General features: G+C 66.2%; 20 protein-coding genes, 1 pseudogene and 1 riboswitch. Of the genes and pseudogenes, 5 read left to right on the forward strand and 16 right to left on the reverse strand.

Annotated features, from left to right (window positions below):
* Nucleotides 1-38 precede the first annotated feature (38 nt).
* The gene (locus BDW41_RS09030; RefSeq protein WP_110301569.1) at nt 39-2,531 is read right to left on the reverse strand and encodes a ribonucleoside-diphosphate reductase subunit alpha; all 2,493 of its coding nucleotides are present in this window, start codon (nt 2,529-2,531) and stop codon (nt 39-41) included.
* A 152-nt stretch (nt 2,532-2,683) separates the two neighbouring features.
* Nucleotides 2,684-2,898: riboswitch (cobalamin riboswitch) on the reverse strand.
* Between the two features lie 252 nt (nt 2,899-3,150).
* Between BDW41_RS09030 and BDW41_RS09035 the strand changes: the two genes are divergently transcribed.
* Entirely contained in the window at nt 3,151-4,404 is a 1,254-nt protein-coding gene (locus BDW41_RS09035; RefSeq protein ID WP_074548065.1) for a cation:proton antiporter, read from the forward strand.
* A gap of 60 nt (nt 4,405-4,464) precedes the next feature.
* On the opposite strand, the gene BDW41_RS09040 is transcribed toward BDW41_RS09035, so the two are convergent.
* The 5 genes from BDW41_RS09040 to BDW41_RS09060 all read right to left on the reverse strand — a co-directional run bounded on the left by BDW41_RS09040 (nt 4,465) and on the right by BDW41_RS09060 (nt 9,186).
* Complete coding sequence (locus tag BDW41_RS09040) at nt 4,465-6,534, reverse strand: M13 family metallopeptidase (RefSeq protein ID WP_074548067.1); 2,070 nt, start codon at nt 6,532-6,534, stop codon at nt 4,465-4,467.
* Between the two features lie 136 nt (nt 6,535-6,670).
* Complete coding sequence (locus tag BDW41_RS09045) at nt 6,671-7,030, reverse strand: hypothetical protein (protein WP_233496822.1); 360 nt, start codon at nt 7,028-7,030, stop codon at nt 6,671-6,673.
* A gap of 268 nt (nt 7,031-7,298) precedes the next feature.
* Nucleotides 7,299-7,829: an SRPBCC family protein gene (locus BDW41_RS09050; protein WP_074548069.1), complete on the reverse strand. Its 531-nt coding sequence runs from the start codon at nt 7,827-7,829 to the stop codon at nt 7,299-7,301.
* Nucleotides 7,830-7,860: 31 nt separating this feature from the next.
* Complete coding sequence (locus BDW41_RS09055; RefSeq protein ID WP_074548071.1) at nt 7,861-8,535, reverse strand: glutathione S-transferase family protein; 675 nt, start codon at nt 8,533-8,535, stop codon at nt 7,861-7,863.
* A 15-nt stretch (nt 8,536-8,550) separates the two neighbouring features.
* Nucleotides 8,551-9,186 (reverse strand): YceI family protein, encoded by a 636-nt coding sequence (locus BDW41_RS09060; protein ID WP_074548073.1) that lies wholly within the window; start codon nt 9,184-9,186, stop codon nt 8,551-8,553.
* 157 nt (nt 9,187-9,343) lie between these two features.
* On the opposite strand from BDW41_RS09060, the gene BDW41_RS09065 reads away from it, so the two are divergent.
* A complete protein-coding gene (locus tag BDW41_RS09065) occupies nt 9,344-9,640 on the forward strand; it encodes a hypothetical protein (RefSeq protein ID WP_074548075.1) in 297 nt (98 codons plus the stop codon).
* Nucleotides 9,641-9,645: 5 nt separating this feature from the next.
* On the opposite strand, the gene BDW41_RS09070 is transcribed toward BDW41_RS09065, so the two are convergent.
* Nucleotides 9,646-10,632: an NAD(P)-dependent oxidoreductase gene (locus BDW41_RS09070; RefSeq protein WP_074548077.1), complete on the reverse strand. Its 987-nt coding sequence runs from the start codon at nt 10,630-10,632 to the stop codon at nt 9,646-9,648.
* Nucleotides 10,633-10,710: 78 nt separating this feature from the next.
* A complete protein-coding gene (locus BDW41_RS09075; protein WP_343125759.1) occupies nt 10,711-11,430 on the reverse strand; it encodes a flavin reductase family protein in 720 nt (239 codons plus the stop codon).
* 14 nt (nt 11,431-11,444) lie between these two features.
* Here BDW41_RS09075 and BDW41_RS09080 point away from each other — a divergent pair, with 14 nt between their 5' ends.
* Nucleotides 11,445-12,137, forward strand: a complete 693-nt coding sequence (locus BDW41_RS09080) for a helix-turn-helix transcriptional regulator (RefSeq protein WP_233496823.1) — start codon at nt 11,445-11,447, stop codon at nt 12,135-12,137.
* 42 nt (nt 12,138-12,179) lie between these two features.
* On the opposite strand, the gene BDW41_RS09085 is transcribed toward BDW41_RS09080, so the two are convergent.
* From BDW41_RS09085 to BDW41_RS09120, 8 genes and pseudogenes are all read right to left on the reverse strand, one after another.
* Nucleotides 12,180-13,094 carry a DUF2167 domain-containing protein gene (locus BDW41_RS09085; RefSeq protein WP_074548081.1) on the reverse strand — a complete coding sequence of 305 codons (915 nt, stop codon included), beginning with the start codon at nt 13,092-13,094 and terminating at the stop codon, nt 12,180-12,182.
* A gap of 187 nt (nt 13,095-13,281) precedes the next feature.
* Entirely contained in the window at nt 13,282-14,676 is a 1,395-nt protein-coding gene (locus BDW41_RS09090) for a M28 family metallopeptidase (protein WP_074548083.1), read from the reverse strand.
* Nucleotides 14,677-14,758: 82 nt separating this feature from the next.
* Entirely contained in the window at nt 14,759-15,532 is a 774-nt protein-coding gene (locus tag BDW41_RS09095) for a glutaminyl-peptide cyclotransferase (RefSeq protein ID WP_074548086.1), read from the reverse strand.
* Between the two features lie 32 nt (nt 15,533-15,564).
* The gene (gene dbpA / locus BDW41_RS09100) at nt 15,565-16,956 is read right to left on the reverse strand and encodes an ATP-dependent RNA helicase DbpA (protein ID WP_074548088.1); all 1,392 of its coding nucleotides are present in this window, start codon (nt 16,954-16,956) and stop codon (nt 15,565-15,567) included.
* Between the two features lie 70 nt (nt 16,957-17,026).
* Nucleotides 17,027-18,466 carry a sugar porter family MFS transporter gene (locus BDW41_RS09105; RefSeq protein WP_074548090.1) on the reverse strand — a complete coding sequence of 480 codons (1,440 nt, stop codon included), beginning with the start codon at nt 18,464-18,466 and terminating at the stop codon, nt 17,027-17,029.
* A gap of 567 nt (nt 18,467-19,033) precedes the next feature.
* Nucleotides 19,034-19,756 (reverse strand): annotated as a pseudogene (gene rluF / locus BDW41_RS09110) (23S rRNA pseudouridine(2604) synthase RluF); the annotation flags it as partial.
* Nucleotides 19,757-19,843: 87 nt separating this feature from the next.
* On the reverse strand, nt 19,844-20,617 hold the full coding sequence (locus tag BDW41_RS09115) for an ABC transporter permease (protein ID WP_074548094.1): 774 nt from the start codon (nt 20,615-20,617) through the stop codon (nt 19,844-19,846).
* Nucleotides 20,614-21,582 (reverse strand): ABC transporter ATP-binding protein, encoded by a 969-nt coding sequence (locus tag BDW41_RS09120; protein ID WP_074548096.1) that lies wholly within the window; start codon nt 21,580-21,582, stop codon nt 20,614-20,616. Before BDW41_RS09120 ends, BDW41_RS09115 begins: the two co-directional genes overlap by 4 nt.
* A 96-nt stretch (nt 21,583-21,678) precedes the next feature.
* Here BDW41_RS09120 and BDW41_RS09125 point away from each other — a divergent pair, with 96 nt between their 5' ends.
* Entirely contained in the window at nt 21,679-22,422 is a 744-nt protein-coding gene (locus BDW41_RS09125; protein ID WP_074548098.1) for an FAD-binding oxidoreductase, read from the forward strand.
* A gap of 263 nt (nt 22,423-22,685) precedes the next feature.
* Complete coding sequence (locus BDW41_RS09130; protein WP_074548100.1) at nt 22,686-23,051, forward strand: hypothetical protein; 366 nt, start codon at nt 22,686-22,688, stop codon at nt 23,049-23,051.
* Nucleotides 23,052-23,097 lie beyond the last annotated feature (46 nt).

Consider the following 23,097-nt stretch of genomic DNA (forward strand, 5'->3'; position numbering starts at 1 on the left):
TTCTCTCACTACTCACTTCTCTCCACTCTTTCCTGCTCTTACTGACACGCCTCGCAATACTCCGGATTCTCCAGCGAGCAGAACACTGCCGCGTTCGCCTGTTCCTGATCCACGACCGGAGCGGCCGGTTTCGCAACCGGTGCCGCCGATACCGTGGTCTTGGCGATCTTGGTGGCCGGACGCGAACGCAGGTAATACGTGGTCTTGATGCCGGACTTCCACGCGTACATGTACATGGAGCTGAGCTGGCCGATGTTCGGGTTTTCCATGAACAGGTTCAGCGACTGGCTCTGGTCGATGTATGCGCCGCGCGCGGCGCCGAGATCGATCAGTGCCTTCTGCGGCAGCTCCCACACAGTGCGGTAGATGGTGCGCAGGCGTTCCGGAATCGCGCTGATGCCCTGGATGGAGCCTTCCGCCAGCTTGATCGCGTCGCGGATCTCCGCCGTCCACAGGCCCAGCGTCTTCAGTTCTTCCACCAGGTAGCGGTTGACCACCAGGAAGTCGCCCGACAGCGTCTCGCGCTTGAACAGGTTGCTCACCTGCGGCTCGATGCACTCGTAGCAGCCGGCGATGGAGGCGATGGTGGCGGTCGGGGCGATGGCGATCAGCAGCGAGTTGCGCAGGCCCCTGGCCTTGATCGATTCGCGCAGTTCGTCCCAGCGTGCCTTGTTGGTGGGCGTGGCGTTCGGCCAGTAGTCGAACTGCAGCTCGCCGTTGGCCGCGCGGCTTTCCGCAAAGCCCGGATGCGCACCGTGCTCGGCGGCCAGTTCGTTCGACTGCCACAGCGCGTTGTAGTAGATCTCCTCGGCGATGCGCGTGGAGAGCAGCAGCGCTTCGGCCGAGTCGAACGGCAGGCGCAGCTTGAAGAACACGTCCTGCAGGCCCATCACGCCCAGGCCCACCGGACGCCACTTGTTGTTGGCGACCTTGGCGGTGTCGATCGGGTAGAAGTTCAGGTCGATCACGCGGTCCAGCTGGCGCACCGCGGTGCGCACGGTGGCGGCGAGCTTGTCGAAATCGAATTGGCCGTCCACCACGTGGCGCGACAGGTTCACCGAACCCAGGTTGCATACCGCCGTTTCATCGGCGTTGGTGACTTCCAGGATCTCGGTGCACAGGTTCGACAGGTGGATGACGTTTTCCGGCTTCGCCGTCTGGTTGCTGGTGGCGTTGCTGCGGTCCTTGAAGGTCATCCAGCCATTGCCGGTCTGCGCCAGCGTGCGCAGCATGCGGGCGTAGAGCTCGCGCGCCTTCACCTTCTTGGTGGCCAGGCCGGCGGCCTCGGCTTCGCGGTAGGCCTTCTCGAAGGTCTCGCCCCAGCTGTCGACGAAGTGCGGCACGATCTTCGGATCGAACAGCGACCACTCGCCGTCCGCTTCCACGCGGCGCATGAATTCGTCGGGGATCCAGTTGGCCAGGTTGAGGTTGTGCGTGCGGCGCGCTTCGTCGCCGGTGTTGTCGCGCAGCTCGAGGAACTCCTCGATGTCGCCGTGCCACGGTTCCAGGTACACGCAGGCCGCGCCCTTGCGCTTGCCGCCCTGGTTCACCGCCGCCACGGAGGCGTCCAGCGTCTTCAGCCACGGCACCAGGCCGTTGGAGTGGCCGTTGGTGCCCTTGATCAGCGAGCCACGCGAACGCACGCGCGAGTAGGCCAGGCCGATGCCGCCGGCGAACTTGCTGAGCTTGGCCACGTCGCCGTACTTCTCGTAGATCGACTCCAGCGAGTCGGCCGGCGAGTCGAGCAGGAAGCACGAGCTGAGCTGTTCGTGCGCGGTGCCCGCGTTGAACAGCGTCGGCGAACTGGCGATGTATTCCAGCGAGGACAGCAGGCGGTACAGCTCCAGCGTTTCGCCGATCTCGTTGCCGCCCAGCGCGCAGGCGATGCGCATGAAGAAGTGCTGCGGCGTCTCGATCACCTTGCGCAGCTGCGGATGGCGCAGCAGGTAGCGGTCATAGACGGTGCGCAGGCCGAAGTATTCGAAGCGACGCGTGGCGAGCGGGTCGATCGCGTCGTTGAGCTTGCGCGAGTTGGCCGCCACGAAGTCGCGCAGGCGATCGTTGAGGATGCCCAGTTCCGCGCCGCGCGCGATGGACTGCGAGAAGCTCTGGATTTCCTGGCCGCTCACTTCCTTGTCGATGAACGCGCCCAGCAGGCGCGCGGCGAGCTGGCCGTATTCGGGCTCCTCGGCGGTGAGCGCGGCGGCGGTGCGGATGGAGAGCTGGTCCAGCTCCTGCGTGGTGGCGCCGTCGTACAGGCCGCCGATGGTCTTGAGCGCCACGCGCATCGGGTCGACCGCGTGCAGGCCTTCCGCGCTGCGGGTCACGGCGCGCACGATCTTGTTCACGTCCACCACTTCCTGGCGGCCGTTGCGCTTGGTCACGCGCATCTGGCCCGGGTTGTGCGGCGGGGTCAGGGCGAAGGGGGTATCCGTGCGCGGCGCTTCGGCCACGGCGGTGTCGGCGGGGAAAACGGCAGTATCGGCGCGCTCGTCTTCACGCTCGCGGCCGGTGGTATCAATGGGTTGCATGGCGACTTCGCTCCAAGCTTGGTCATCAACCGCCTGCTCCCGCGCGCAGGGCTGAAAAGAGAAAGGTGAGGTCTCGCGGACGGTCGAGCGGCAGGGCTGGCCGCCCCGCGCATCGACGCACCTCCCCGCGGAAGCCGTCACCTTTCACCGTGGTGCTCGCCACGGCTGTCGGCAGGTCTTCGGACTCGCGGACATGGGTCTTTCGACCCGCCTACTCGCTCCCGCTTCCCAGCCGCTGAGGGCCAGTGCGTTGTTGGCTTTCGTTTCTGCTTACCGCTGCGGGGCAGTCCCGGATTTCCACCGGATTCCCGTTTTAAGCCAGTCCGACCGTAGGTCTGAGAGTGGCACCGACGGGGCACAACATATCGGGCCGGGATGGGTCGGTCAACCCAATAGATTGTGGATTGGGCGTGGATAACCCGGAAAACTCCAAGATGGGGGCGGAGTTAGGAAACGCTAGGAAATTTTCGCAGTGGCGGCGGCGCGCAACCCATCGCGCGGCGGCGAGCGGGAGCGCCGCCATGACCCGAATGGTTCCCGGCGAGAAGCATTGCGGACGCTCCCTTCCAGCGGGCACTCTCGCCGCTTGTCGCAACCGTTCGGTACACCGAAACCACCCATGGGCCATCCGCTGCTGCTCGTCCAACTGCTGGTCATCATCGTGGCGGCGCGGCTGATGGCCGCCGTCGCCCGGCGCTTCGGCCAGCCGCCGGTGGTGGGCGAGATGCTGGCGGGTCTGGCGCTGGGGCCCATCGTGTTCGGCGCCGTCGCGCCCGCCTGGCAGCAACAGCTGTTTCCGGTGGAGAGCCTGGGCCAGCTGCAGAGCCTGAGCACGCTGGGGCTGGTGCTGTTCATGATGGTGGTGGGGGCGGAATTGCGCGTGCCGGCGGGTACGCAAGGCGGGCTGCTGCGTCCCGCCGCGTGGATCGGCATCTTGTCCGTGCTGCTGCCTGTCGCGCTTGCCCTGGGCGTTGCGCCGCTGCTCTATGCCGACTATGCGCCGCTGGGCGTCAGCCGGCTGGCTTTCACGCTGTTCTTCGCCACCGCCTGCGCGATCACGGCCCTGCCGGTGATGGCGCGCATCGTAAAGGAGCGTGGCCTTGCCGATAGTCTGCCGGGCCGCCTGGGCATTGCCGCGGCGGCGGTGGTCGACGTGCTGGCGTGGATGATGCTCGCCTTCGTCGTCGCGCTGATCGGTGCGCACGGCGACTGGATGCCGTTCTGGCGCACCATGATCGGCCTGGCCGTGCTGCTCGCGCTGACGTGGCTCGTGCTGCGTCCGCTGTGCGCGGCCTTGCTGGCGCGCCACGCGCCTGATGGCAATGCCGGCGGCGCCGTGCTGGCCTTCCTGCTGGCCGGCGCGTTCGGCTGCGCGGCCGTCACCGAATGGCTCGGCCTGCATGCGGTATTCGGCGCGTTCCTGTTCGGCGTGTGCCTGCCGCGCGACGATCGCCTGCTGCACAAGCTGATCGAGCGCGTGGAACACGTGACGGTGGCGACGCTGGTGCCGGTGTTCTTCGTGCTGGCGGGCCTGAGCACCAGCGCGCAAGCGCTCGCGGGCGGCGCCGTTCCTGCGCTGCTGCTGGTGCTTGCGGTCGCCGTGCTCGGCAAGCTGCTCGGCGGCATGGCCGGCGCACGCGTCGCGGGGCAGGGCTGGCGCGACAGCTTCACCATCGGCGCGCTGATGAATGCGCGCGGCATGATGGAGCTGATCGTCATCAAGGTGGGCCTGGACGCCGGCGTCATCAACAACGCCATGTTCACCATCCTGCTGGTGATGGCCATTGTCACCACGATGATGACGTCGCCGATGGTGGCGGCGTTCACGCGCAAGCGTGCGGATGAGGGCGCAGAAGCGCTGTCGCGACGCTGAAGCAGCGGCGTTGCGTTCCGCGAAGAGGGTTTCCCGCATCGCGGAGCGCTGGCCCACGCGTTACCAGATCCGCACGCGATCCTTCGGGTCGAGATACAGCTTTTCGCCCGGCTGCACGCCGAAGGCCTGATACCACGCATCGATATTGCGCACTGGCCCGTTCACGCGGAACGCGCGCGGCGAGTGCGGGTCGCTGGTGACCTGGCGGCGGATGGCGTCGTCGGTGAGCTTGCCGCGCCAGGCCTGGGCCCAGCCAAGGAACACGCGCTGGTCGCCGGTCAGGCCGTCGATCACCGGTGCGGGCTGGCCGTGCAGCGAGGCGTGGTAGGCGTCGAGCGCGAGCGTGAGGCCGCCGAGGTCGGCGATGTTTTCGCCCATGGTCAGGTTGCCGTTGATGTGCACGCCGGGCAGCGGTTCGAACGCGTCGTATTGCGCGCCGAGTTTCTTGGCGCGTTCCTCGAAGGCTTTCGCATCCGCCGGCGTCCACCAGTCGCGCAAGGCGCCGCTGGCGTCGATCTTGCGGCCCTGGTCGTCGAAGCCGTGGGTGAGTTCGTGACCGATCACGCCGCCGATCGCGCCGTAGTTGATCGCAGGGTCGGCGTTGGGATCGAAGATCGGCGGCTGCAGGATCGCGGCCGGAAACACGATGTCGCGCAGCGAGCCGTTGTAGGCATCGTTGGTCTGCGGCGTCATGCTCCAGTCGCTGCGGTCCACCGGCTTGTCCAGGCGGTTGACGTAGAACGACCAGTCGGCCTGCGCGGCGCGCAGCACGTTGCCGGTGAGGTCGTCGCCGTGGATGACCACGTTCGCATAGTCGCGCGGGTGATCGGGGTAGCCGACCTTGATGGTGTAGGTGTCGAGCTTCTTCAGTGCTTCCCTGCGCGTTTCCGGACCCATCCAGTCCAGCTTCTTGAAGCGCACGCGATAGGCCGCCTTCAGGTTGGCGACGAGTGCCTCGATCTTTTGCTTGGACGAGGCGGGGAAATATTTCTCCGTGTAAAGCTGGCCCACGGCCCATCCCAGGTTGCCGAAGCAAGCCAACCGTTCGCCGAAACCGCAGTCGCCGCCGGAGACGGCATGCACGCCGCGCTTCCAGCGCGCCTCGATCTGCTGCTGGCCGGCGAGGGTCTTGTCGTGCATCTCGAAGTACGCCTGCTCGAACGGATCGGACAGATAATAGGCGGCGTTGTCCGCGATGCGCGCGGCCTGCCATGCCTGGAGGGTTGCTACGGGCGTCTTCGCATACAGCGCGGCGAGTTTCGGAAAGGCCGTCTTCTCCATCACCACTACCTGCTTCTGCTGCCCGAGCTGCGCGGCCTTGAAGAACTCGCTCCAGGCGAATCCCGGTGCCAGCTTCTGCAGGTCGGCGACGCTCATCGGGTTGTACATGGCCACCGGGTCGCGCTGTTCGACCTTGCTGATGCTGGCCTGGGCGACGGCTGTTTCAAAGGCCAGCACGTCCTTTGCCGCCGCTTCGGGTTGCGGCCAGCCGACCAGCGTGAGCAGACGGGTGACATAGGCCTGGTAGGCCGCCTTCTGTTTCGCAAACTCGGGCTTCAGGTAGTAATCGCGGTCCGGCATGCCGAGTCCGGCCTGCGATACGTAGACGGCGTAGCGATTGATGTCCTTGAGATCGACGTCGATGCCGATGTTGAACAGCGAGCCTTCGAAATCGCTGTTGGTGCGCCCCATCAGCGCGGCCTGCGCGTCGCGCGTAGCTGCCTGTTTCACGGCATCGAGCTGCGGCGCGATGGGCTTGGCGCCCAGCGCGTCGAGATGCGCCTGGTCCATGAAGGAGCGATAGAACAGGCCCACCTTGTCCTGCAGGCTCGCGTCGCCGGCCTTCTGGGCGGCGCTTTCCATCAGGTCATGCAACCGTTGCTCGGTAAGGTCGGTCATCGCCAGCCGCAGGCTGACGGCGGGCTTGTCGGCGGGGATCGGCGTGTGGGCCAGCCACGTGCCGTTGGCGTAGCGGAAGAAGTCGTTGCCGGGTTTGACCGACGTGTCGGCGCCGGCCTGGTCGAAGCCCCAGGCGCCGTATTGAGGCTTGCCCGTCGATGTGTCGGCCGCGTGGGCCGAGCCCACCGCGAGTGCGCACGCGCATGCTGCCGCCAGAATCCTGCTGACCATACGACTCTCCCGTTCGGATGATGGTCTGCGGATACTGGCAGGTCGGCGGCGGGGCGACAGTGCTGGAAGTGGGTACCCGTGCAAACGCGAACGGCCCGGCAGGGCCAGGCCGTTCGCCACGTGACCGCGCGGGCGATCAGTTCGTGCGCTGCTTGTGGATGCGCCGGCTGTCCTTGTTGAGCGACTTGTTGAGGTTCTTGTCTTCCTGTTTGGTCAGATGGCCGCCGTGCTGGGCTTCGTCACGGCTTTCGCGGGCGGCGATGTTCGCGTCCTGCTTCTCGTCGCGCGCGGCCTGCTTGGCGTTGAGCTGGCCGTCGGCCACGCCGGCCTGGATGCGGTTCTGCTGGTTGTCCAGGCGCTGGTTCACTTCGCTGACGCGGGGATGGCCCGGAATATCATTGGGGTTGGCGGCCTGCGCCATGGCTCCGGCGCTGGCGAACGCGGCAACCATGCCGAAAGCGATCAGGCTGAAACGCGACGTCATCAGGTGCTTCATGGGTTTCGCTCCTCGTTGTTCCGACAGGTTGTGTGGAGGTGCCACAACCCCTGGGCTTGCGCCCACGGCATGGTGGTGTGGTGACCCCTGTGGCCATCCACGATGGATGACTCATGCCGGAGAACGAGGCGTGGGCAACGCGGTTGACGCTCGCCAGGCGCATTGCCGATTCCATTCAGCCGCAAGCGGGCTTGCTTAGGCCTCGCGTAAGTCTGCTGTTGCATATCTGAAAATACGCCGCCGTATGCGTGCGGCTGCATGGCGGACATCAGGCCGTTTGCTCGCACAGCGTGCGCAGGTTGAGCAACCCTTCCTCGAAGTCCTTGCCGATTATCCGGTCGAAGTTGACCACCAGACCCATCAGCTTGCTCATGTAGTTGGAGCGACCCTGCATGGACCAGCTGATGCGCGTGGCCGCGCCCTGCGGTTCGAGCACGAACTCGGCCACGTTGCTGGCCTTGAACGGCGTGAAGAACTCCAGCTGGATGCGCACGAGCGAGGAGGGCGTGGATTCGCTGATCTCCATGCGGCCGCTGCCGATGTTCTTGTTGCCGTTCCAGCCGTAGGCGGCGCCGCGGCCGGACGACGGGCCTTCGTAGCTGCGCTGCATGTCGGGGTCCTTCTTCTCGTACGGCGACCACGCCTGCCAGCGATGAAAATCGTTGATGTACGAAAAGATGCGTTCGGGCGTGGCGTGGATGGTGGCCGAGCGCTTGATGCGGAACTGGTCCGGGCGCGCGGCGGCCACGGCCAGCACGGCGGCGATGACGACCACGATGACGATGAGTGCGATGAGCATGTCGTTTTCCTCGATGCAGTAGCGATGTGCGTCAGGCTTCGGCCGGTTCGCGCGGAACCATGTGCAGGTACGGCTGCGCCTCCCGCAGCACGCGCGCGAACGACGGGCGCTCCATCAGCCGCAGCAGATACGCCGCGGTCTGCGGATGGTCGTCCTCCAGCGGTATCACGAAGTTGGCGTAGAACAGCGCGGGCGAGGCGGCGCAGTCGGCCATGCTGTAGCGATGGCCGGCCGCCCACAGGCGCTTGCCGTTGTCGCGCACGAACTCATGCTCGATCAGGTCCAGCGCGGCGCGCAGCTTGTCGCGCGCCTGCGCCACGCCGAAGCGGTCGTGCTCGCCCGGGGGACGCAGGCGATCGGTGATCACCTTCTGCGTGGGATCCATCACGTACAGGTCGAAGAAGCGGTCGCGGAAGCGCACTTCCCTGGCATCGTCCTCGTCGGCGGGAACCAGCGCGACCTGGCCCGGATAGTGCCGGGCCAGGTACTCGATGATGATGCTCGACTCCGGCACCAGGCAGCCGCGCGAGCGGTCGTCCAGCACGGGGAACTTGCCGATGGGCCACAGCGCGTAGAACTCGGCGCGCTGCCGGTCGTCCGCCAGGTCCACCAGGTGCGGATGGAAGGGCGTGCCGTTCTCGTACAGCGCGATCAGCCCCTTGTGGCAATAGGCGGCCAGCGGATGCATGTAGAGCCTGAGTGACATGGTCGTGTTCCGTGCTCAGTGGTTGGGAGCGGCCAGCGCGACCTTGCCGGCGCTGCCGTCATCGACCAGGGCTTCCACCTGGATGCGCAGCACTACGTCCATGTTGAAACCATAGTCCTTGCCGGCACTGATGCCGAAGTCGTCGCGCTTGAACGTGGCATAGGCATCGGCGCCGCACAGCTCGCGTTTGTAGAGCGGGTGCGGCACGCACTTGAAGCTCTTGATGGCCAGTTCCAGCGGACGCGTCACGCCGTGCAGGGTGAGCGAGCCTTTCACCTTGGTCGGCGCGCCGTTGACGAAACCGGCGAGCGTGCCGCGATAGGTGGCGGTGGGGTATCTCGCCACGTCGAACAATTCGTTGCTGCGTGCCTTCTCGTTCATCGCATCCAGGCCGAAATCCACGCTGGCGGCGTCGACCGTGATGTCCACGCTGCCGGTGCCGGCGGCCTTGTCCAGCGTGACCTTGCCCGAGGTGCGGTCGAACTTGCCGCGCCACGTGGACAGCCCGCCGAAGTGGTCGGCCTCGAAGCTGGGATAGGTGTGCATCGGGTCGATGACATAGGTCGCGGCGGCGGCATGCGCCGCACCGCTGGCGAGCAGGAGCAACAGGGCGCCGGCGAGGGCATGGGGAATGCGGCGGGACAGGGACATCGTCAACTCCTTGAGTGAGGTGGAGCGCCGCTTTGGGCGCGCTCTTCCCTATGACGAACGGGGCGGCGCGATTTCGACACGGCCCTTTCTCACCGGCTGCGACCCCCGTTCGGGGAGTGCGGTACGCTTCGCGCATCCCCAGCCGGAGTCAGCCGCCATGCGCGCGCCAGCAGGTTCAGTCGTCGGGTTGTGTTCCGCATCGGCCACCCTGTGCGCGATGGGGATGGCGTTCCTGGGCTACTGGGGCGTGCACGAGCCCACGCCATGGCGGGCCATGGATGTGACGGTGATCGTGCTGGCCTTTATCGGTTTCGCCTTGCTGGCTTCGGTGCCGTGGATTGTCACGACGCCGGTGGCGGATGAAAGCGGTGAGCGCATTCCCGCCGCGCGTCGCGTGTTCGCCATGGGCGCCACGGCCATCTGGCTGGCGGCCATGCTGGCGGTCATCGGCTAGGGACGTCAGCTCTCGACAGGGCAGGGGCCATCACTGAACGCCTCCGCGTGATATCCCTTGGACCCGATCTCCTGCGCCAGCTCGCTGCGGATATCCCCACCGGCCTGCAACCGCGCCATCAAGGCGCCGAAGTCATGGCGGGGCGTCCAGCCCAGCTCCTCGCGCGCACGCTGGTTCACATACACGCGGTCGATGCCTTGGGCCATTTTCCATCCGCGTTGCGCGTAGATCGCTTCGTACTCGGGCACGCGACGGCGCAGCACCAGGGGCGCATGTACGCGCAGGTCGTTCAGGTCTTCCGGCGTGAAGGGCGTGGTGGCGCTGATGATGTAGCGGCGGAAGCCGAGCATCGGAGCGCGGCGTGCGGCGAGCAGGTGGGCGCTCACCACGTCTTCGATGTCCACGCGGCGATAGAGGTATTCGTTGGCCTTGAGGTTGTCGTCGGTGTAGCGCGCGCGAGCCGTGCGGTCGTCGTCTTCCTCGGGAAAGAAGCGCGAGGTGCGCAGCACCATGGTCGATAGGCCCTGGTTGCGCTGGAACAGTTGGCACAGGTCTTCGGCGGCGGCCTTGGTGACGCCGTAGATGTTCTTGGGCACCGGTGCCAGATCTTCCGTGACCCATGCGGCCGGTTCGTTCACGTGCGGCGTCAAGGCGTCGCCGAACACGCTGGTGGTGCTGGTGTAGACGAAGGATTCCACGCCGGTGGCGACGGCTTCCTCCAGCAGGTTCAGCGTGCCGGTGAGGTTGACGTCGAGGAAATCCTGCCGGCTGTGCGTGGCGACGTGCGGCTTGTGCAGCGTGGCGGGGTGGAACACCGTGACCGCGCCGGCGATGCAGCGCCGCACGAAGGCGCGATCGGTGATGGAGCCCACGCGATGCGTGCAAGGCCCTTCGACCACATCCAGGCCGATGGCCTCGTGACCTGCCTGAAGCAGCGTGCGCACCAGCGCCTCGCCGAGATGACCCGAACTGCCCGTGACCAGAATGCGCATGTTCAACCGCAATCGTACCGAACCGTGTGGCGTTCGATGCTAGCACCGGGGCTGGATGCAACAACATCACGGCGCCGCTCAAACTTCCGCTTTAAACGTCTTGCCGAGCGGCTTGCCGGGGCCCACGTAGTGGCGAAACAGATAGAACAGCGGCCGGTAGCGTTGTGGATCGACATGCTGCGTGCCGGGCACGGTGACGTCCTCGTGCGCGTGCACGTGCAGCACTTCCAGTTCGAGGATGGCGTAGCCGCCGGGGCCATCGCGCCAGGCATCCAGCGGGCGGTCGATATCCAGCCGCACGCGGGCTTCCAGTTGCAGGGAGCATTCCATGATGCGCGGCGGTTTCACGTCGGGCGACGGCACGGCATGCCAGCCGCCCAGGGCGAACTTGTCAGGCTCATGCCGATAGCCGGTGGCCTGTTTCCAGGGCGGCACGGGCTGGCGGCCGGTGGTGGGAGCGATGCGTTCCACGCCGCGGTGCATGTCCTCACCGGCGAGGTTGAGCACGCACTCGCGTTCGCGCCGCAGATTGGCCAGGCCCTGGCCGCCGCCGGACAGACCGATCACGATGCGGTCGGCGAGCGCCCAGGCGGACGACATCGGCGTGATGTTGATGGAGCCGTCCTCGTTGCACGTGGTGATCAGCACCACCGGCGTGCCGAAGTAGAGGATGGAAGGGCGGATGATCCGCATGTCGGGATGGCGATGCATGTCCATGCCGGCAGTGTCGCTGGCGTGCACGGTGAACGTTTCGCTGCCCGTCGAAGCATCGGCACGAATGGCAGCGCTAGACTGCATGCATGAACGATGCGGTGTCCCCGAGTCGATACCAGTTGGCCGAGATCGGCGCCTTGCTTGCCGAGCCGGCGCGTGCCGCCATGTTGCTGGCCTTGATCGACGGCACCTCGCGCCCCGCGGGCGAGCTGGCGCGCGCGGCGGGCGTGGGCGCGGCGACGGCCAGTGCGCACCTGAAGCGCCTGCTGGAAGGCGGCCTGCTCGCCGTGCATGAACAGGGCCGTCACCGTTATTACCATCTGGCCAACGACGATGTCGCGGCCTTGATCGAGACGCTGGCCTTGCCGCGCGCGCGGCCGGTGCTGCCCGATCCCGCGGGTGGCCATCGCGCGCTGCGCACGGCGCGCACCTGTTACCGACATCTGGCCGGACGTCTGGGCGTCGGCCTGTGCGATGCGCTGCTGCAACGCGGTTATCTGCAGGCGGCGAGCGAGGGCATGCGTCTGCTCGATGACGGTGCGCGTGCGCTGACGGAAGCGGGACTCGACGCATCGCGCGTGGCGGCGTTGCTGCCCTTGCGCGGGCGCGGATGCCTGGACTGGACGGAGCGGCGCCTGCATCTGGGCGGTCCGCTCGGCGTCTCGCTGACCGATGTGCTGCTCGACGCGGGCTGGCTCAGGCGCCGTGCCGGAACGCGTGCGTTGCAACCGAGCGATGACGGCCTGCGTCGCCTGCTCACGCTGGGCGTGCCGTGGGAAAGCCGGGATTGAACGCGACGCCGCGCCGCCCTTGGGCGACGCGGCCAGCGGATATCAAGCCTTCTTGCGCTTGAAGAGCTTGGCGAAGAAACCGCCGATGGCGGCGATGCCAAGCACGATGAACTTCTTCATCGCCAGCAGCAGCACGCCGAGCTTGGCGAACAGGCCGGCCTTGGCCGCGATGCCGCCCGCCACCAGCGCGGCGATGCCATAGGCGGCGGCCTTGTCGGTGGCGGCGTTGTAGTCGGCGTAGCGCTCGCCCTGGTCGAACTCAGCCATGGCCACCACGTCCGGCATGTCGGCGCGCACCTTGGCGAGCTGGTCGATTGGCGCGATGGCGTTGAGCGAGAGGTAGCCGCGGCGGCCCAGCACGCGGATGGCGTAGTTGAGCGTCTGGCCGTCGTCGCTGCCGTCGGCCTTCTTGAACTTCAGGTCGCGCGCCCAGTACAGCTTGTGCGTGGAGGGATCGTAGTGTGGCGGCTCGGCCCAGCCGACCAGCTCGATGGCGGGATAGCCTTCCTTGAGGCGATCGGCGTTCTCGTCCTGCGTGGCCTTCTTCAGGTCCTTGAGCATGTCGTCGTAGTCGATCTTGGCGGCGTCCTTGTCGGACACGTAGCCTTCATCGACAAAGGTGACGACCACCGCCCAGGCGCTGTCGTCGAGCACGGAATGCGCGTCGGTGCTGGGCAGGATCATGCCCAGCACGCTGTCGTCGGGCGGGTTGTCCCAGGCCTGGGTGAGCACGCGCTGCGCGTCCTTGGCCGAAAGGAAGCTGTAGCCCTTGGCGAGCTTGAGCGTGGCCTTGGCCTCCGGAATGGCCACGTCGCCCGCCTGCGGATGCAGCGAGCTAACGAACTCCTCGGCGGTCATCTGGTGTTCGCCCTTGTCATCGGGCATGGCCGCGACGGGTGCGGCAAGGACAAGGCCGGCAAGCAGGGCCAGCGCCGGCAGTAGCGTTTTGCGAAACATGGGAATCCCCTTGGTATCGTCCGTTGATGCGCCTTTTGATGGAGGCGGCTGCTGTTTCCTTGGAGGCAGCGGCGTGGGGATTTTAGAGGGGTTTTGGGTTTCGTGCGTTCACGGCCATGGAACTGGCCGGATTTGCCTCACCGTCATCCCCGCGAAGGCGGGGATGACGGTGATGGGGCGTGAAGCTTCAGGGCGATTTGGGTGCCGAAGCGGATGCAGGCGAACGCTCAAAACTCCCCGCATCCCCCGGGAACACCACCGGGCTTTCGTAGCCATCGACCGAAACTGCCGAGACGCCGAAGAACCAGTCGTCGATCACCACGTCCTTGATCACCGCCTGGTCCATATCGCCCACGGAGCGGCTGTACTGCCACTGCGGCGCGGTGGTGTCGCGCCAGTGCACCACGTAGCCGGCGGCGCCGGGCACCTTCTTCCAGTGCACGGTGGTGTCGGTGGCGAGCGCGCCTTCGATGCTCACGCCGGTCGGCGGCGCGGGTGCGCGGCTCATCGCCGCCATGGTCACCGTGTTGAGCGCGGTGACGCGGGCGAGGTAGCGGAAGTCGACGCCGTCGATGGTGTCGCCGTACTTGATTCCCTTCTCCGTGCGCAGGTCCTGGTGCTGGCGGGTGTAGTCCTCGTGGCCCTCGGTGACGCGCACGCCCGGGTAGCCCGCTTCGAGGAACGGCACCTGGTCGCCGCCACGGCTGTAGCGGTCGGTGCGGTAAACCATGTGCACGCGCAGGTCGGGCAGATACGTGGACGCGATCTGCTCCATGTAGCGCGCCACGTTGCGCGAAGGCGAATCCACCTCGCCGCCGTGATAGGCGCGGTACTTGGCCTGCTCCGGCGTTTCGTTGCTCTTGGTGCCTTCGGAGAAGATGCGCACCGTGGTGTTGTCCAGCACGCCGTTCTGGCCGTGGCTGTTGCCCACGATGTCGTTGTTGAGGTTGGCCTGCACCTGCCAGCCCTGCTGCACGGCGTAGTCGGCCAGCACCTTGCCGCCGTACAGGCCTTGTTCCTCGCCGGACAGCGCGGCGAACACCAGGGTGGCGTCGTTGTCCTGCTTGGACAGCAGGCGCGCCGCTTCCATCAGCGCGGCGACGCCGGAGGCATCGTCGTTGGCGCCTGGTGCGTCGGATTTGGCGTTCATCACGTCGGTGACGCGCGAGTCGAGGTGGCCGGTCATCACGATCACGCGCTTGGGGTCGGTCTTGCCGCGCTTGATCGCCACCACGTCCATCACTTCCGTGGGCTGCGGAATGCGCTTGCCGGTGAACACCTGCGAAGGCGTGACCACCTCGATGCAGCCGCCGCACGCCTTGGAGATGGCCTCAAACTGCGACTTCACCCAGCGTCGCGCGGCGCCGATGCCGCGCTTGTCCGACTTGGTGTCGGACAACGTATGGCGCGTGCCGAAGCTCACCAGCTTCTCGATGGTGGCGTGCAGTTCCGCCTCGCTGGGCGCGGTGGACAGGGCCAGCAACGAAGGTTGCGCGCGCGCTTGTACCGGCGCTTCGTCGGCGAAGGCGGTGGAGACGGCAAGGCTGAGGGCCAGTGGCAGCAGCAAGGGGGCGTAGCGCATCGAAAGCTCCGGGCAAGGCAACGCCCCACTTTACCCCCCGCCCGCAAGGCTCAACCCCTGCCATTCGGCAGGGGGCATCTGCTCATTGCGGGGGCTGCACCAGGGCGATCTCGAACAGCTTGGGCCAGCGCTTGCCCGTGACGAACAGGCGGTTGCGCTTGGCGTCGTAGGCGATGCCGTTGAGCACGTCGTTGCCGGGGTCGGGCAGGGTGCGCGTATCGAACAGCCCGGCCAGGTCGATCCAGCCCGTGACGTGGCCGGTGGCCGGGTCGATGCGGGCGATGCGGTTGGTGAGCCACACGTTGGCGTAGATCTCGCCCTTCACCCATTCCAGCTCGTTGAGATTGAGCACGGGCTGGCCGTTGTCGGTGACGTTGATGGTGTCCGTCACGGCAAGCGTGTCCGGATCGAGCACCTGCAGCTGCGACGTGCCATTGCTCATGTAGATGCGCTTGTCGTCACGCGTGAGCGCCCAGCCTTCGCCCCGGTAATAAAACGTGCGCTGCGGCTTGAAGCTGTCCATGTCATACACGAAGCCCAGCTGGTCCTTCCACGTGAGCTGGATGATCCGCGAACCCCAGTCGACGATGCCCTCGCCAAAATACTGCGCCGGCATATCGTGCCGCTGCACCACCTTGCCGCTTTCCAGCTCCACCTTGCGCACGGTGGAGTCGCCCGCCTCGCCGGTGCTCTCGTAGAGATAGCCGTCCTTGTAGAACAAGCCCTCGGTGTAGGCCGAGGTGTCGTGCGGATACACCTTCACCACGCGGTAGCCATAGACCGGCGTGGCGGCGTGGACGGCGGCGGTGGCGGCGAATGCGCAGAGTGCGGTGGCGAGAATGCGCCAGCGGGTCATGGAGGATTCCTTGCCGGTCGAAGACGGAAAGCTTAGTGCAGCGCGCGCACGCGGAAGTTGCGTCCCTTGATCTTGCCCGAGCGCAGCCGCTCCAGCGCCTTGTTCGCAAGATCCCGCCGCAGGGCGACATAGGCGCGCGTGGCGAACACGTCGATCTTGCCGATGTCCTTGGCGTCCAGCCCGGCGTCGCCGGTGAGCGCGCCGAGGATGTCGCCCGGACGCAGCTTGTCCTGGCGGCCGGCGTCGATCACCAGGGTCTTCATCGGCGCCAGGTTGAGCTGCTTGCCGCGCGGCGGTGATACGCGCAGCGGATGCCACGGCAACGGCTGGCCGAGCTGTTCCTCGATGTTCTGCGCCTTGGGCCGTTCGCGCGGCGTGACCAGGGTGATGGCCAGGCCATCCTCGCCCGCGCGACCGGTGCGACCCACGCGGTGCGTGTGCGTGTCCGGATCGTGCGCGATGTCGTAGCTCACCACCAACGGCAACGCGGCGATGTCCAGGCCGCGCGCGGCGACGTCGGTGGCCACCAGGATGCAGCAGCTGCGGTTGGCGAACTGCACCAGCACTTCGTCGCGATCGCGCTGCTCCATGTCGCCGTGCAGGGCCAGCGCGGAGAAGCCGCGTCGGTCCAGTTCCTGCGCCACCGCGTCCACGTCCTTGCGCATATTGCAGAACACCAGCGCGTGCTGCGCCTGCTCCGCGCTCAGCGTGCCCTTGGCTAGCAGCTGCGCGAGCGCATCCATCTTCTGCGCCGGTTCCACTTCGTGGAAGCGCTGCTCGATGGTGGACTCCTCGTGCGGCGCTTCCACCGTCACTTCCACCGGCTCGCGCTGCAGGCGCTTGCTTACCTGGCGGATCTCCTCCGCGTAGGTGGCCGAGAACAGCAGCGTCTGGTGATGCTTGGCGATGCGCCCCACGATGTCGTCGATGGCCTCGGAGAAACCCATGTCGAGCATGCGGTCGGCTTCGTCCAGCACCAGCACCTTGATGCCGCCGCCATGCAGGCTGCCGCGCTTCAGGTGTTCCTGCACGCGGCCGGGCGTGCCGACCACGATGTGCGGATCATGCGTGAGCGAGGCCAGCTGCGGTCCCAGCGGCATGCCGCCGCACAGCGTCAGCAGCTTTACGTTGGGGATATTGGCCGCCAGCTTGCGGATCGCCTTGCTCACCTGGTCGGCCAGCTCACGCGTGGGGCACAGCACCAGCGCCTGCAGGCGGATGGTGTCCACGTCGATGTGCTGCAGCAGGCCCAGCCCGAACGCGGCCGTCTTGCCGCTGCCGGTGCGCGCCTGCGCGATCACGTCACGCCCTTCGAGAATGGGCGGCAGGCTCAGGGCCTGCACCGGGGTCATCTCGGCATAGCCGAGGGTTTCCACGCTGGCGAGCAGCGCGGGCTTGAGCGGGAGCGTGCGGAAATCAGTCATGCGACATGATCGCATGGCGGGGTGAAGACGTGGTCTGGGGCACGGCGGCGCCCAGACCACGGGAGAGGCATCAGCCCTGCATCTCTTCCAGTTCCATGCCCTTGGTCTCACGCACCGCCTTCACCACGAAGATGAGGGAGATCAGCGCGAAGGCCGCGTACAGGCCGTAGGCGAAGGTCAGGCCCACTTCGGCCAGCGCGGGGAAGGTGCTGGTGATGGCGAAGTTGGCCAGCCACTGCGCGGCGGCGGCCACGGCCAGTGCGATGGCGCGGATGCGGTTGGGGAACATCTCGCCCAGCAGCACCCACACCATCGGGCCCCAGCTCAGGCCGAAGAACACCACATAGGCGTTGGCCGCGACCAGGGCCACCATGTTCCAGGGCGCCGGCAGGCTGAGGCTGGCGCCGCTGCCGGTGGCCTGGGAGAAGCACCACGCCATCGCGCCCAGCGTGAGGGTCATGCCGGCCGAGCCGATCACCAGCAGCGGCTTGCGGCCGATGCGGTCCACCAATGCGATGGCCACCAGGGTCACCAGCACGTTCACGACCGACGTGGCGACGGTGATGGAGAACGAATCGCTCTCGCTGAAGCCCACCGAGTGCCACAGCGTGGACGAGTAATAGAAGATGACGTTGATGCCGACGAACTGCTGGAACACCGACAGCAGGATGCCGATCCACACCACCGGCAGCAGGCCCAGGCGCGGGCCGCGCAGGTCCTTCAGGGTGGGGCGGTATTCCGAATGCAGGCTTTCCTGGATGTCCTTGACCTTGGCATCCAGCGCCGCATCGTTGTGCATGTCCAGCACCTGGCGCAGCACGTCCTTCGCCTCGGCGAGACGGCCCTTGGCGACCAGGTGGCGCGGCGATTCGGGCACGCCCAGCACCAGCGAGCCATAGACCAGCGCCGGCAGCACGGCGACCAGGAACATCCAGCGCCACGCGGCAAGGCCCAGCCACAGCTTCTGCGCGGCGCCGCCGGCCGTGCCGGCCAGCCACGCGTCGCTGAGCAAGGCGGCGAAGATGCCGAGCACGATGGCGAGTTGCTGCAGCGAACCCAGCCGGCCGCGCACGGCGGCGGGTGAGATTTCCGCGATATAGGTCGGCGCGATCACCGAGGCCACGCCCACGCCGATGCCGCCCACGAGCCGCCAGAACACCAGGCTGCCCACGCCGGTGACCAGGCCCGAGCCCAGCGCGCTCAAGGCCAGGAACAACGCCGCCACCTGCATGGCGCGCACGCGGCCCACGCGATCGGCCAGCGGACCGGCATACCACGCGCCCGCCGCCGAGCCGAGCAGAGCGCACGACACGGCGAAGCCGATGTGCGCGGCATCCAGCCCGAAGTTGCCGCGCACGGCATCGACCGCGCCGTTGATCACGGCGGTATCGAAACCAAACAGGAAACCACCCAACGCGGCCGCAGCCGCGATCAGCACCACGCGCGCAGTGGCGTGCTGCCCCAGATCATCCACGGCGTTCTTCGGCGCCGGTGTCGAATTCAAATTCATTGGCTCTCCCCGATTCAGAGTCCGGCGATTTTGCGATGGCGCCGCCGGTGGATCGAAGTGAATACGTATGCACCACAGAGGCTGGGATGTCGAGCGTTGAGTGAGCCTGTAACGGTTTGTGCGGGTGCATTACGAGACTTCTTGGTGCCGCCTCGCGGTTGGATCAACCTGGCGGACGTGTGGATGTTGCGATGCAGCGCGTCATTGTGACGAGTTGGCGAAGGGCGCGTTCTGCTCCCTCTCCCTCCGGGGGCACGCAAGGAGCAGCCATGGATGGCTGCGGCTTCGAGTAGCGAGGGGAGGGTTGGGGGTGAGGGGCCAACCTAGCCTCATCGCCAGGTAAGCACCGTCCTGGCGATCCAGGAACCCGTTCAAAATCTCAGGCAGGATCAAATTTCCTCACCGTCATTCCGGCGAAAGCCGGAATCCAGTGCCTTTTGGCTTTTTGCCTGCGGTATGTAAAGTCGCTGGATTCCGGCTTTCGCCGGAATGACGGTGAGGGATGCAAGTGCTCACGCGAGATTTTGAACAGGCTACAAGAGAGAAAACCTCTCTCCCAAACATTTACTACCACTGCGTACGCTGAGGCAGCAGCCCCTTCAGCTCCGCGTCGGTGAGATTGCGCCACTGCCCGGGCTTCAGATGCCCCAGCTTCACATTGATGATGCGCACGCGCCGCAGTTGCGTCACGCGATAGCCGAACGCCGCCGCCATCAGGCGGATCTGCCGGTTCAGGCCCTGCGTGAGGATGATGGCGAAGCCGAACTTGGCGATCTTGCGCACCTTGCACGGCTTGGTCATCTGGCCGTGGATGCGCACGCCGCGCGCCATGCCCTGCAGGAATTCGTCGGTGACCGGCTTGTTCACCGCCACGAGGTATTCCTTCTCGTGGTTGTTCTCCGAACGCAGGATCTCGTTGACGATGTCGCCGTTGCTGGTGAGCAGGATCAGGCCTTCGGAATCCTTGTCCAGGCGGCCGATGGGAAAGATGCGTTCCTGGTGGTCGACGAAATCGACGATGTTGTCCTTCACCGTCTGGTCGGTGGTGCAGGTGATGCCCACCGGCTTGTTCAGCGCGATGTAGACCGCTCGCTTGGCCGATGGCGTGGCCGCGAGGACGCGCGCCTTGACGACTTCGCCGTCCACGCGCACCTCGTCGCCCTCCAGCGCTTTCGCGCCGGTGGTCACGACCTCGCCGTTGATGGTGACGCGGCCGGCCAGCAGCAGCTCGTCCGCCTCGCGGCGGGAGCAGATGCCGGCTTCGCTGATGTATTTGTTGACGCGCATAGAGTCAGGAGTGAGTAAAGAGAAGTGAGAAGTGAGAGAGAGCGAGAGTGCCTTCTCTCACTCCTCACTTCTCCCCACCATTTTCTGCCCTCAGGACCGCATGCCCACGCCGCGCTTGAGCAGGTGCAGCGCCACGGCGGCCAGGCCGATGACGAATGCCAGCATCACCGCGAAGGCCACGCCGATCTGCACGTCGCTCACGCCGAGCACGCCGAAGCGGAACGCGTTCACCATGTACAGGATGGGGTTGACCAGGGAGATGCTGCGCCACGGTTCGCTGAGCAGGTCCACCGAGTAGAACACGCCGCCCAGGTAGGTCAGCGGGGTGAGCACGAAGGTGGGCACCAGGGCGATGTCGTCGAACTTCTTGGCGAACACCGCGTTGACGAAGCCGGCCAGCGAGAAGATCGTCGCGCCCAGCAGCACCGAGAGGAAAGTGATGACCGGGTGGGCCACGTGCAGGTCGGTGAAGAACAGCGCGATCAGCAGCACCAGCGCGCCGACCACCAGGCCGCGCGCCACGGCGCCAATCACGTAGCCCAGCAGCATCACCCAGTTGGGCATGGGCGACACCAGCATTTCTTCCACGGCGCGGCTGAACTTGGCGCCGAAGAACGAGCTGGAGATGTTGCCGTAGCTGTTGGTGATGATGCTCATCATCACCAGGCCGGGCACGATGTACTGCATGTAGGTGAAGCCGTGCATCTGGCCGATGCGGCTACCGATCAGCTTGCCGAAGATCACGAAGTACAGCGTCATCGTGATGGCCGGCGGGATCAGCGTCTGCGTCCAGATGCGCATGATGCGCACGATCTCGCGGCGGACGATGGTGTTGAGTGCGACGAGGTTGCCTGCGGCGTTCATGCGGCCTTCTCCGTGCTGTCCTTGCGGCCCTGATCCTGGCGGCCATGTTCCACCAGGCGGACGAACAGTTCCTCCAGCCGGTTGGTCTTGTTGCGCATCGACGTCACCGTGACGCCACGCTCGGTCAGGCCCGCGAACAGCGAGTTGAGGTCGTGCGAGCGGGACATTTCCGCTTCCACCGTGTGGTCGTCGATGCGGCGCAGCGTGATGCCGTGAATGGCCGGCAGGTCGGCCGGCAGGTTGTTCACGTCGAGCACGAAGGTTTCCACGTCCAGCGAGGCCAGCAGGCGCTTCATCGAGGTGTTTTCCACGATGGTGCCGTGGTCGATGATGGCGATGTTGCGACACAGCTGCTCGGCTTCCTCCAGGTAATGCGTGGTGAGGATCACCGTGGTGCCGGCCGCGTTGATGCCGCTGACGAACTGCCACATGGAGCGGCGGATCTCGATGTCCACGCCCGCGGTGGGCTCGTCCAGGATGAGCAGCTTGGGCTCGTTCATCATCGCGCGGGCGATCATCAGGCGGCGCTTCATGCCGCCGGAGAGCATGCGCGCCTGGTGCTGGGCCTTGTCCCACAGCCGCAGCTCCTTGAGGTACTTCTCCGCGCGCTCCATGGCGATCTTGCGCGGGATGCCGTAGAAGCCGGCCTCGTTCACGCAGATGTCGAACGGCTTCTCGAACTGGTTGAAGTTGATCTCCTGCGGCACCAGGCCAATGAGCTGCATGGCCTTGCCGCGCTGCTTGTTGACCGACACGCCGAAGACCTGCGCGTCGCCGCTGGTGGCGTTCACCAGGGAGGACAGGATGCCGATGAGGGTGGATTTGCCGGCGCCGTTGGGGCCGAGCAGGGCGAAGAAATCGCCGGGCTGGACCGTGAGACTGATGCCCTTGAGGGCCTCGACGCCGTTGCTGTAGGTCTTGCGCAGGTTTTCGACGACCAGCGCGGGAGTTGAACTGGGGGACATGGGCTGCACCGAAGGGGCCAGCCTTCTATTATACGTGGCTTCCCATACCGGTCCGTTCACAAACGGGCTTCCCTTGCGTTACCCCCCGGAAAACCCATGGCCGACCATTTCCAGCTCCGTCTCGTCGACTCCACCATGCTGGCGCCCACCGTGCGGCACATGGCGTTCGAGCGCGCCGACGGGCAGCCGCTGGCCTTCACGCCGGGGCAGTTCCTGCAGATCCACTTCCACTACGAGGACGGCACGGCCACCAAGCGCAGCTACTCGGTGGGCACCGTGGGCGATGGCACCTCGCCGGTGCAGCGCATCGAGATCGCCGTGAGCTACGTGGAGGGCGGCGCCGCCACCAAGCTGCTGGGCGAGTTGCCGATCGGCGGCGAAATCAGCGCCAGCGGGCCGTATGGCCGCTTCGTGCTGCAGACCGGCGACACCAATGCGCGCTACCTGCTGCTGGCCACCGGCACCGGCGTCACGCCCTACCGCGCCATGCTTCCGCAGATCGCCGAGCTGGTGAAGCAGGGCCGCGAAGTGGTGCTGCTGTACGGCGCGCGCAACGAAACCGAGCTGCTCTACGGCGACGAGTTCGAAGCCTTCGCCCAGGCCAACCCCGGCTTTCACTTCTATGGCTGCCTGAGCCGCCAGCAGCGCGGCGTGCCCCGGCCCAACGACCGCCCGGGCCACGTGCAGAACGTGCTGGCGGAGCTGGCGCCCAGCGCCGAGCGGGACATCGCCTACCTGTGCGGCAACCCCAACATGGTCGATGCGGCCTTTACCGCGCTGAAGGACTTCGGCCTGCCGGTGATGCACATCCGCCGCGAGAAGTACGTGTCCTCACGTTGAGTCGAGGATGGGTTTCCTAAACGGTTGCGCAACAAGGCCCTCAAGTTCGGCGGCGCCCGGCCGCTAAACGGGTCAGCCCAGGCGATGCCCTTCGCCGCTTCCCAAAGTAGTTCTACGTATGCCCTTCGTGGGGTGCGCTGAAAGTGTGATTTGGTTCACGCTCTGAGAGTGTGCCCGGGATTCCGATATCAAGCCCCGGAAACCCACGCCGATAGACCCGTCAGTGCCTCCTCTTTCCGAAGGAGGTGCGGGAAGGGGCATTTATGAAGGGCTGGATTCGCTGGACCTGGATGGGATGCATCGCCGCCGCCTTGGCACTGGGCGCGCCGTTGGCGCATGCGGACGGCGGGACGATCACGTTCTCCGGAGCGGTGGTGGCGCCGACGTGCGCCGCCGGCACCGGCAACGTGGCCGCGATGACGGCGTCACCCTCGCATCAGCGGTTCGACTGCGCCGGTTCGTCTGGCGCCAATGCGCGCACCGCACCCACGTCCTACACGTTGACGGTGGAACCGCTGGATGGATCTGCGCTGAGTGCCGATCGTCTGGCCAGCTATTTTTCCGCTTACGTGAAGGCCTCGGGTCATGAGGACGCCCACGTGAACCTGGTCACTCAAGCGTACGATTGATGTATCGACGCCATCTCGCGTTACTTGAGCGCGAGCGTGCGTGCCG

The sequence above is a fragment of the Dyella sp. AtDHG13 genome, from assembly GCF_003201105.1.
GTDB classification, from domain to species: Bacteria; Pseudomonadota; Gammaproteobacteria; order Xanthomonadales; family Rhodanobacteraceae; genus Dyella; species Dyella jiangningensis_B.

What these genes read in the sequence shown, in the direction of transcription:
- BDW41_RS09040 (WP_074548067.1), bottom strand. Translation starts at nt 6,534, where the DNA reads ATGGTCAGCAGGATTCTGGCGGCAGCATGCGCGTGCGCACTCGCGGTG.
- BDW41_RS09095 (WP_074548086.1), bottom strand. Translation starts at nt 15,532, where the DNA reads ATGACCCGCTGGCGCATTCTCGCCACCGCACTCTGCGCATTCGCCGCC.
- BDW41_RS09075 (WP_343125759.1), bottom strand. Translation starts at nt 11,430, where the DNA reads ATGCAGTCTAGCGCTGCCATTCGTGCCGATGCTTCGACGGGCAGCGAA.
- BDW41_RS09115 (WP_074548094.1), bottom strand. Translation starts at nt 20,617, where the DNA reads ATGAACGCCGCAGGCAACCTCGTCGCACTCAACACCATCGTCCGCCGC.
- BDW41_RS09120 (WP_074548096.1), bottom strand. Translation starts at nt 21,582, where the DNA reads ATGTCCCCCAGTTCAACTCCCGCGCTGGTCGTCGAAAACCTGCGCAAG.
- BDW41_RS09125 (WP_074548098.1), top strand. Translation starts at nt 21,679, where the DNA reads ATGGCCGACCATTTCCAGCTCCGTCTCGTCGACTCCACCATGCTGGCG.
- BDW41_RS09130 (WP_074548100.1), top strand. Translation starts at nt 22,686, where the DNA reads ATGAAGGGCTGGATTCGCTGGACCTGGATGGGATGCATCGCCGCCGCC.
- BDW41_RS09105 (WP_074548090.1), bottom strand. Translation starts at nt 18,466, where the DNA reads ATGAATTTGAATTCGACACCGGCGCCGAAGAACGCCGTGGATGATCTG.
- BDW41_RS09065 (WP_074548075.1), top strand. Translation starts at nt 9,344, where the DNA reads ATGCGCGCGCCAGCAGGTTCAGTCGTCGGGTTGTGTTCCGCATCGGCC.
- BDW41_RS09050 (WP_074548069.1), bottom strand. Translation starts at nt 7,829, where the DNA reads ATGCTCATCGCACTCATCGTCATCGTGGTCGTCATCGCCGCCGTGCTG.
- BDW41_RS09045 (WP_233496822.1), bottom strand. Translation starts at nt 7,030, where the DNA reads ATGAAGCACCTGATGACGTCGCGTTTCAGCCTGATCGCTTTCGGCATG.
- BDW41_RS09070 (WP_074548077.1), bottom strand. Translation starts at nt 10,632, where the DNA reads ATGCGCATTCTGGTCACGGGCAGTTCGGGTCATCTCGGCGAGGCGCTG.
- BDW41_RS09030 (WP_110301569.1), bottom strand. Translation starts at nt 2,531, where the DNA reads ATGCAACCCATTGATACCACCGGCCGCGAGCGTGAAGACGAGCGCGCC.
- BDW41_RS09035 (WP_074548065.1), top strand. Translation starts at nt 3,151, where the DNA reads ATGGGCCATCCGCTGCTGCTCGTCCAACTGCTGGTCATCATCGTGGCG.
- BDW41_RS09060 (WP_074548073.1), bottom strand. Translation starts at nt 9,186, where the DNA reads ATGTCCCTGTCCCGCCGCATTCCCCATGCCCTCGCCGGCGCCCTGTTG.
- BDW41_RS09085 (WP_074548081.1), bottom strand. Translation starts at nt 13,094, where the DNA reads ATGTTTCGCAAAACGCTACTGCCGGCGCTGGCCCTGCTTGCCGGCCTT.
- BDW41_RS09055 (WP_074548071.1), bottom strand. Translation starts at nt 8,535, where the DNA reads ATGTCACTCAGGCTCTACATGCATCCGCTGGCCGCCTATTGCCACAAG.
- BDW41_RS09090 (WP_074548083.1), bottom strand. Translation starts at nt 14,676, where the DNA reads ATGCGCTACGCCCCCTTGCTGCTGCCACTGGCCCTCAGCCTTGCCGTC.
- dbpA (WP_074548088.1), bottom strand. Translation starts at nt 16,956, where the DNA reads ATGACTGATTTCCGCACGCTCCCGCTCAAGCCCGCGCTGCTCGCCAGC.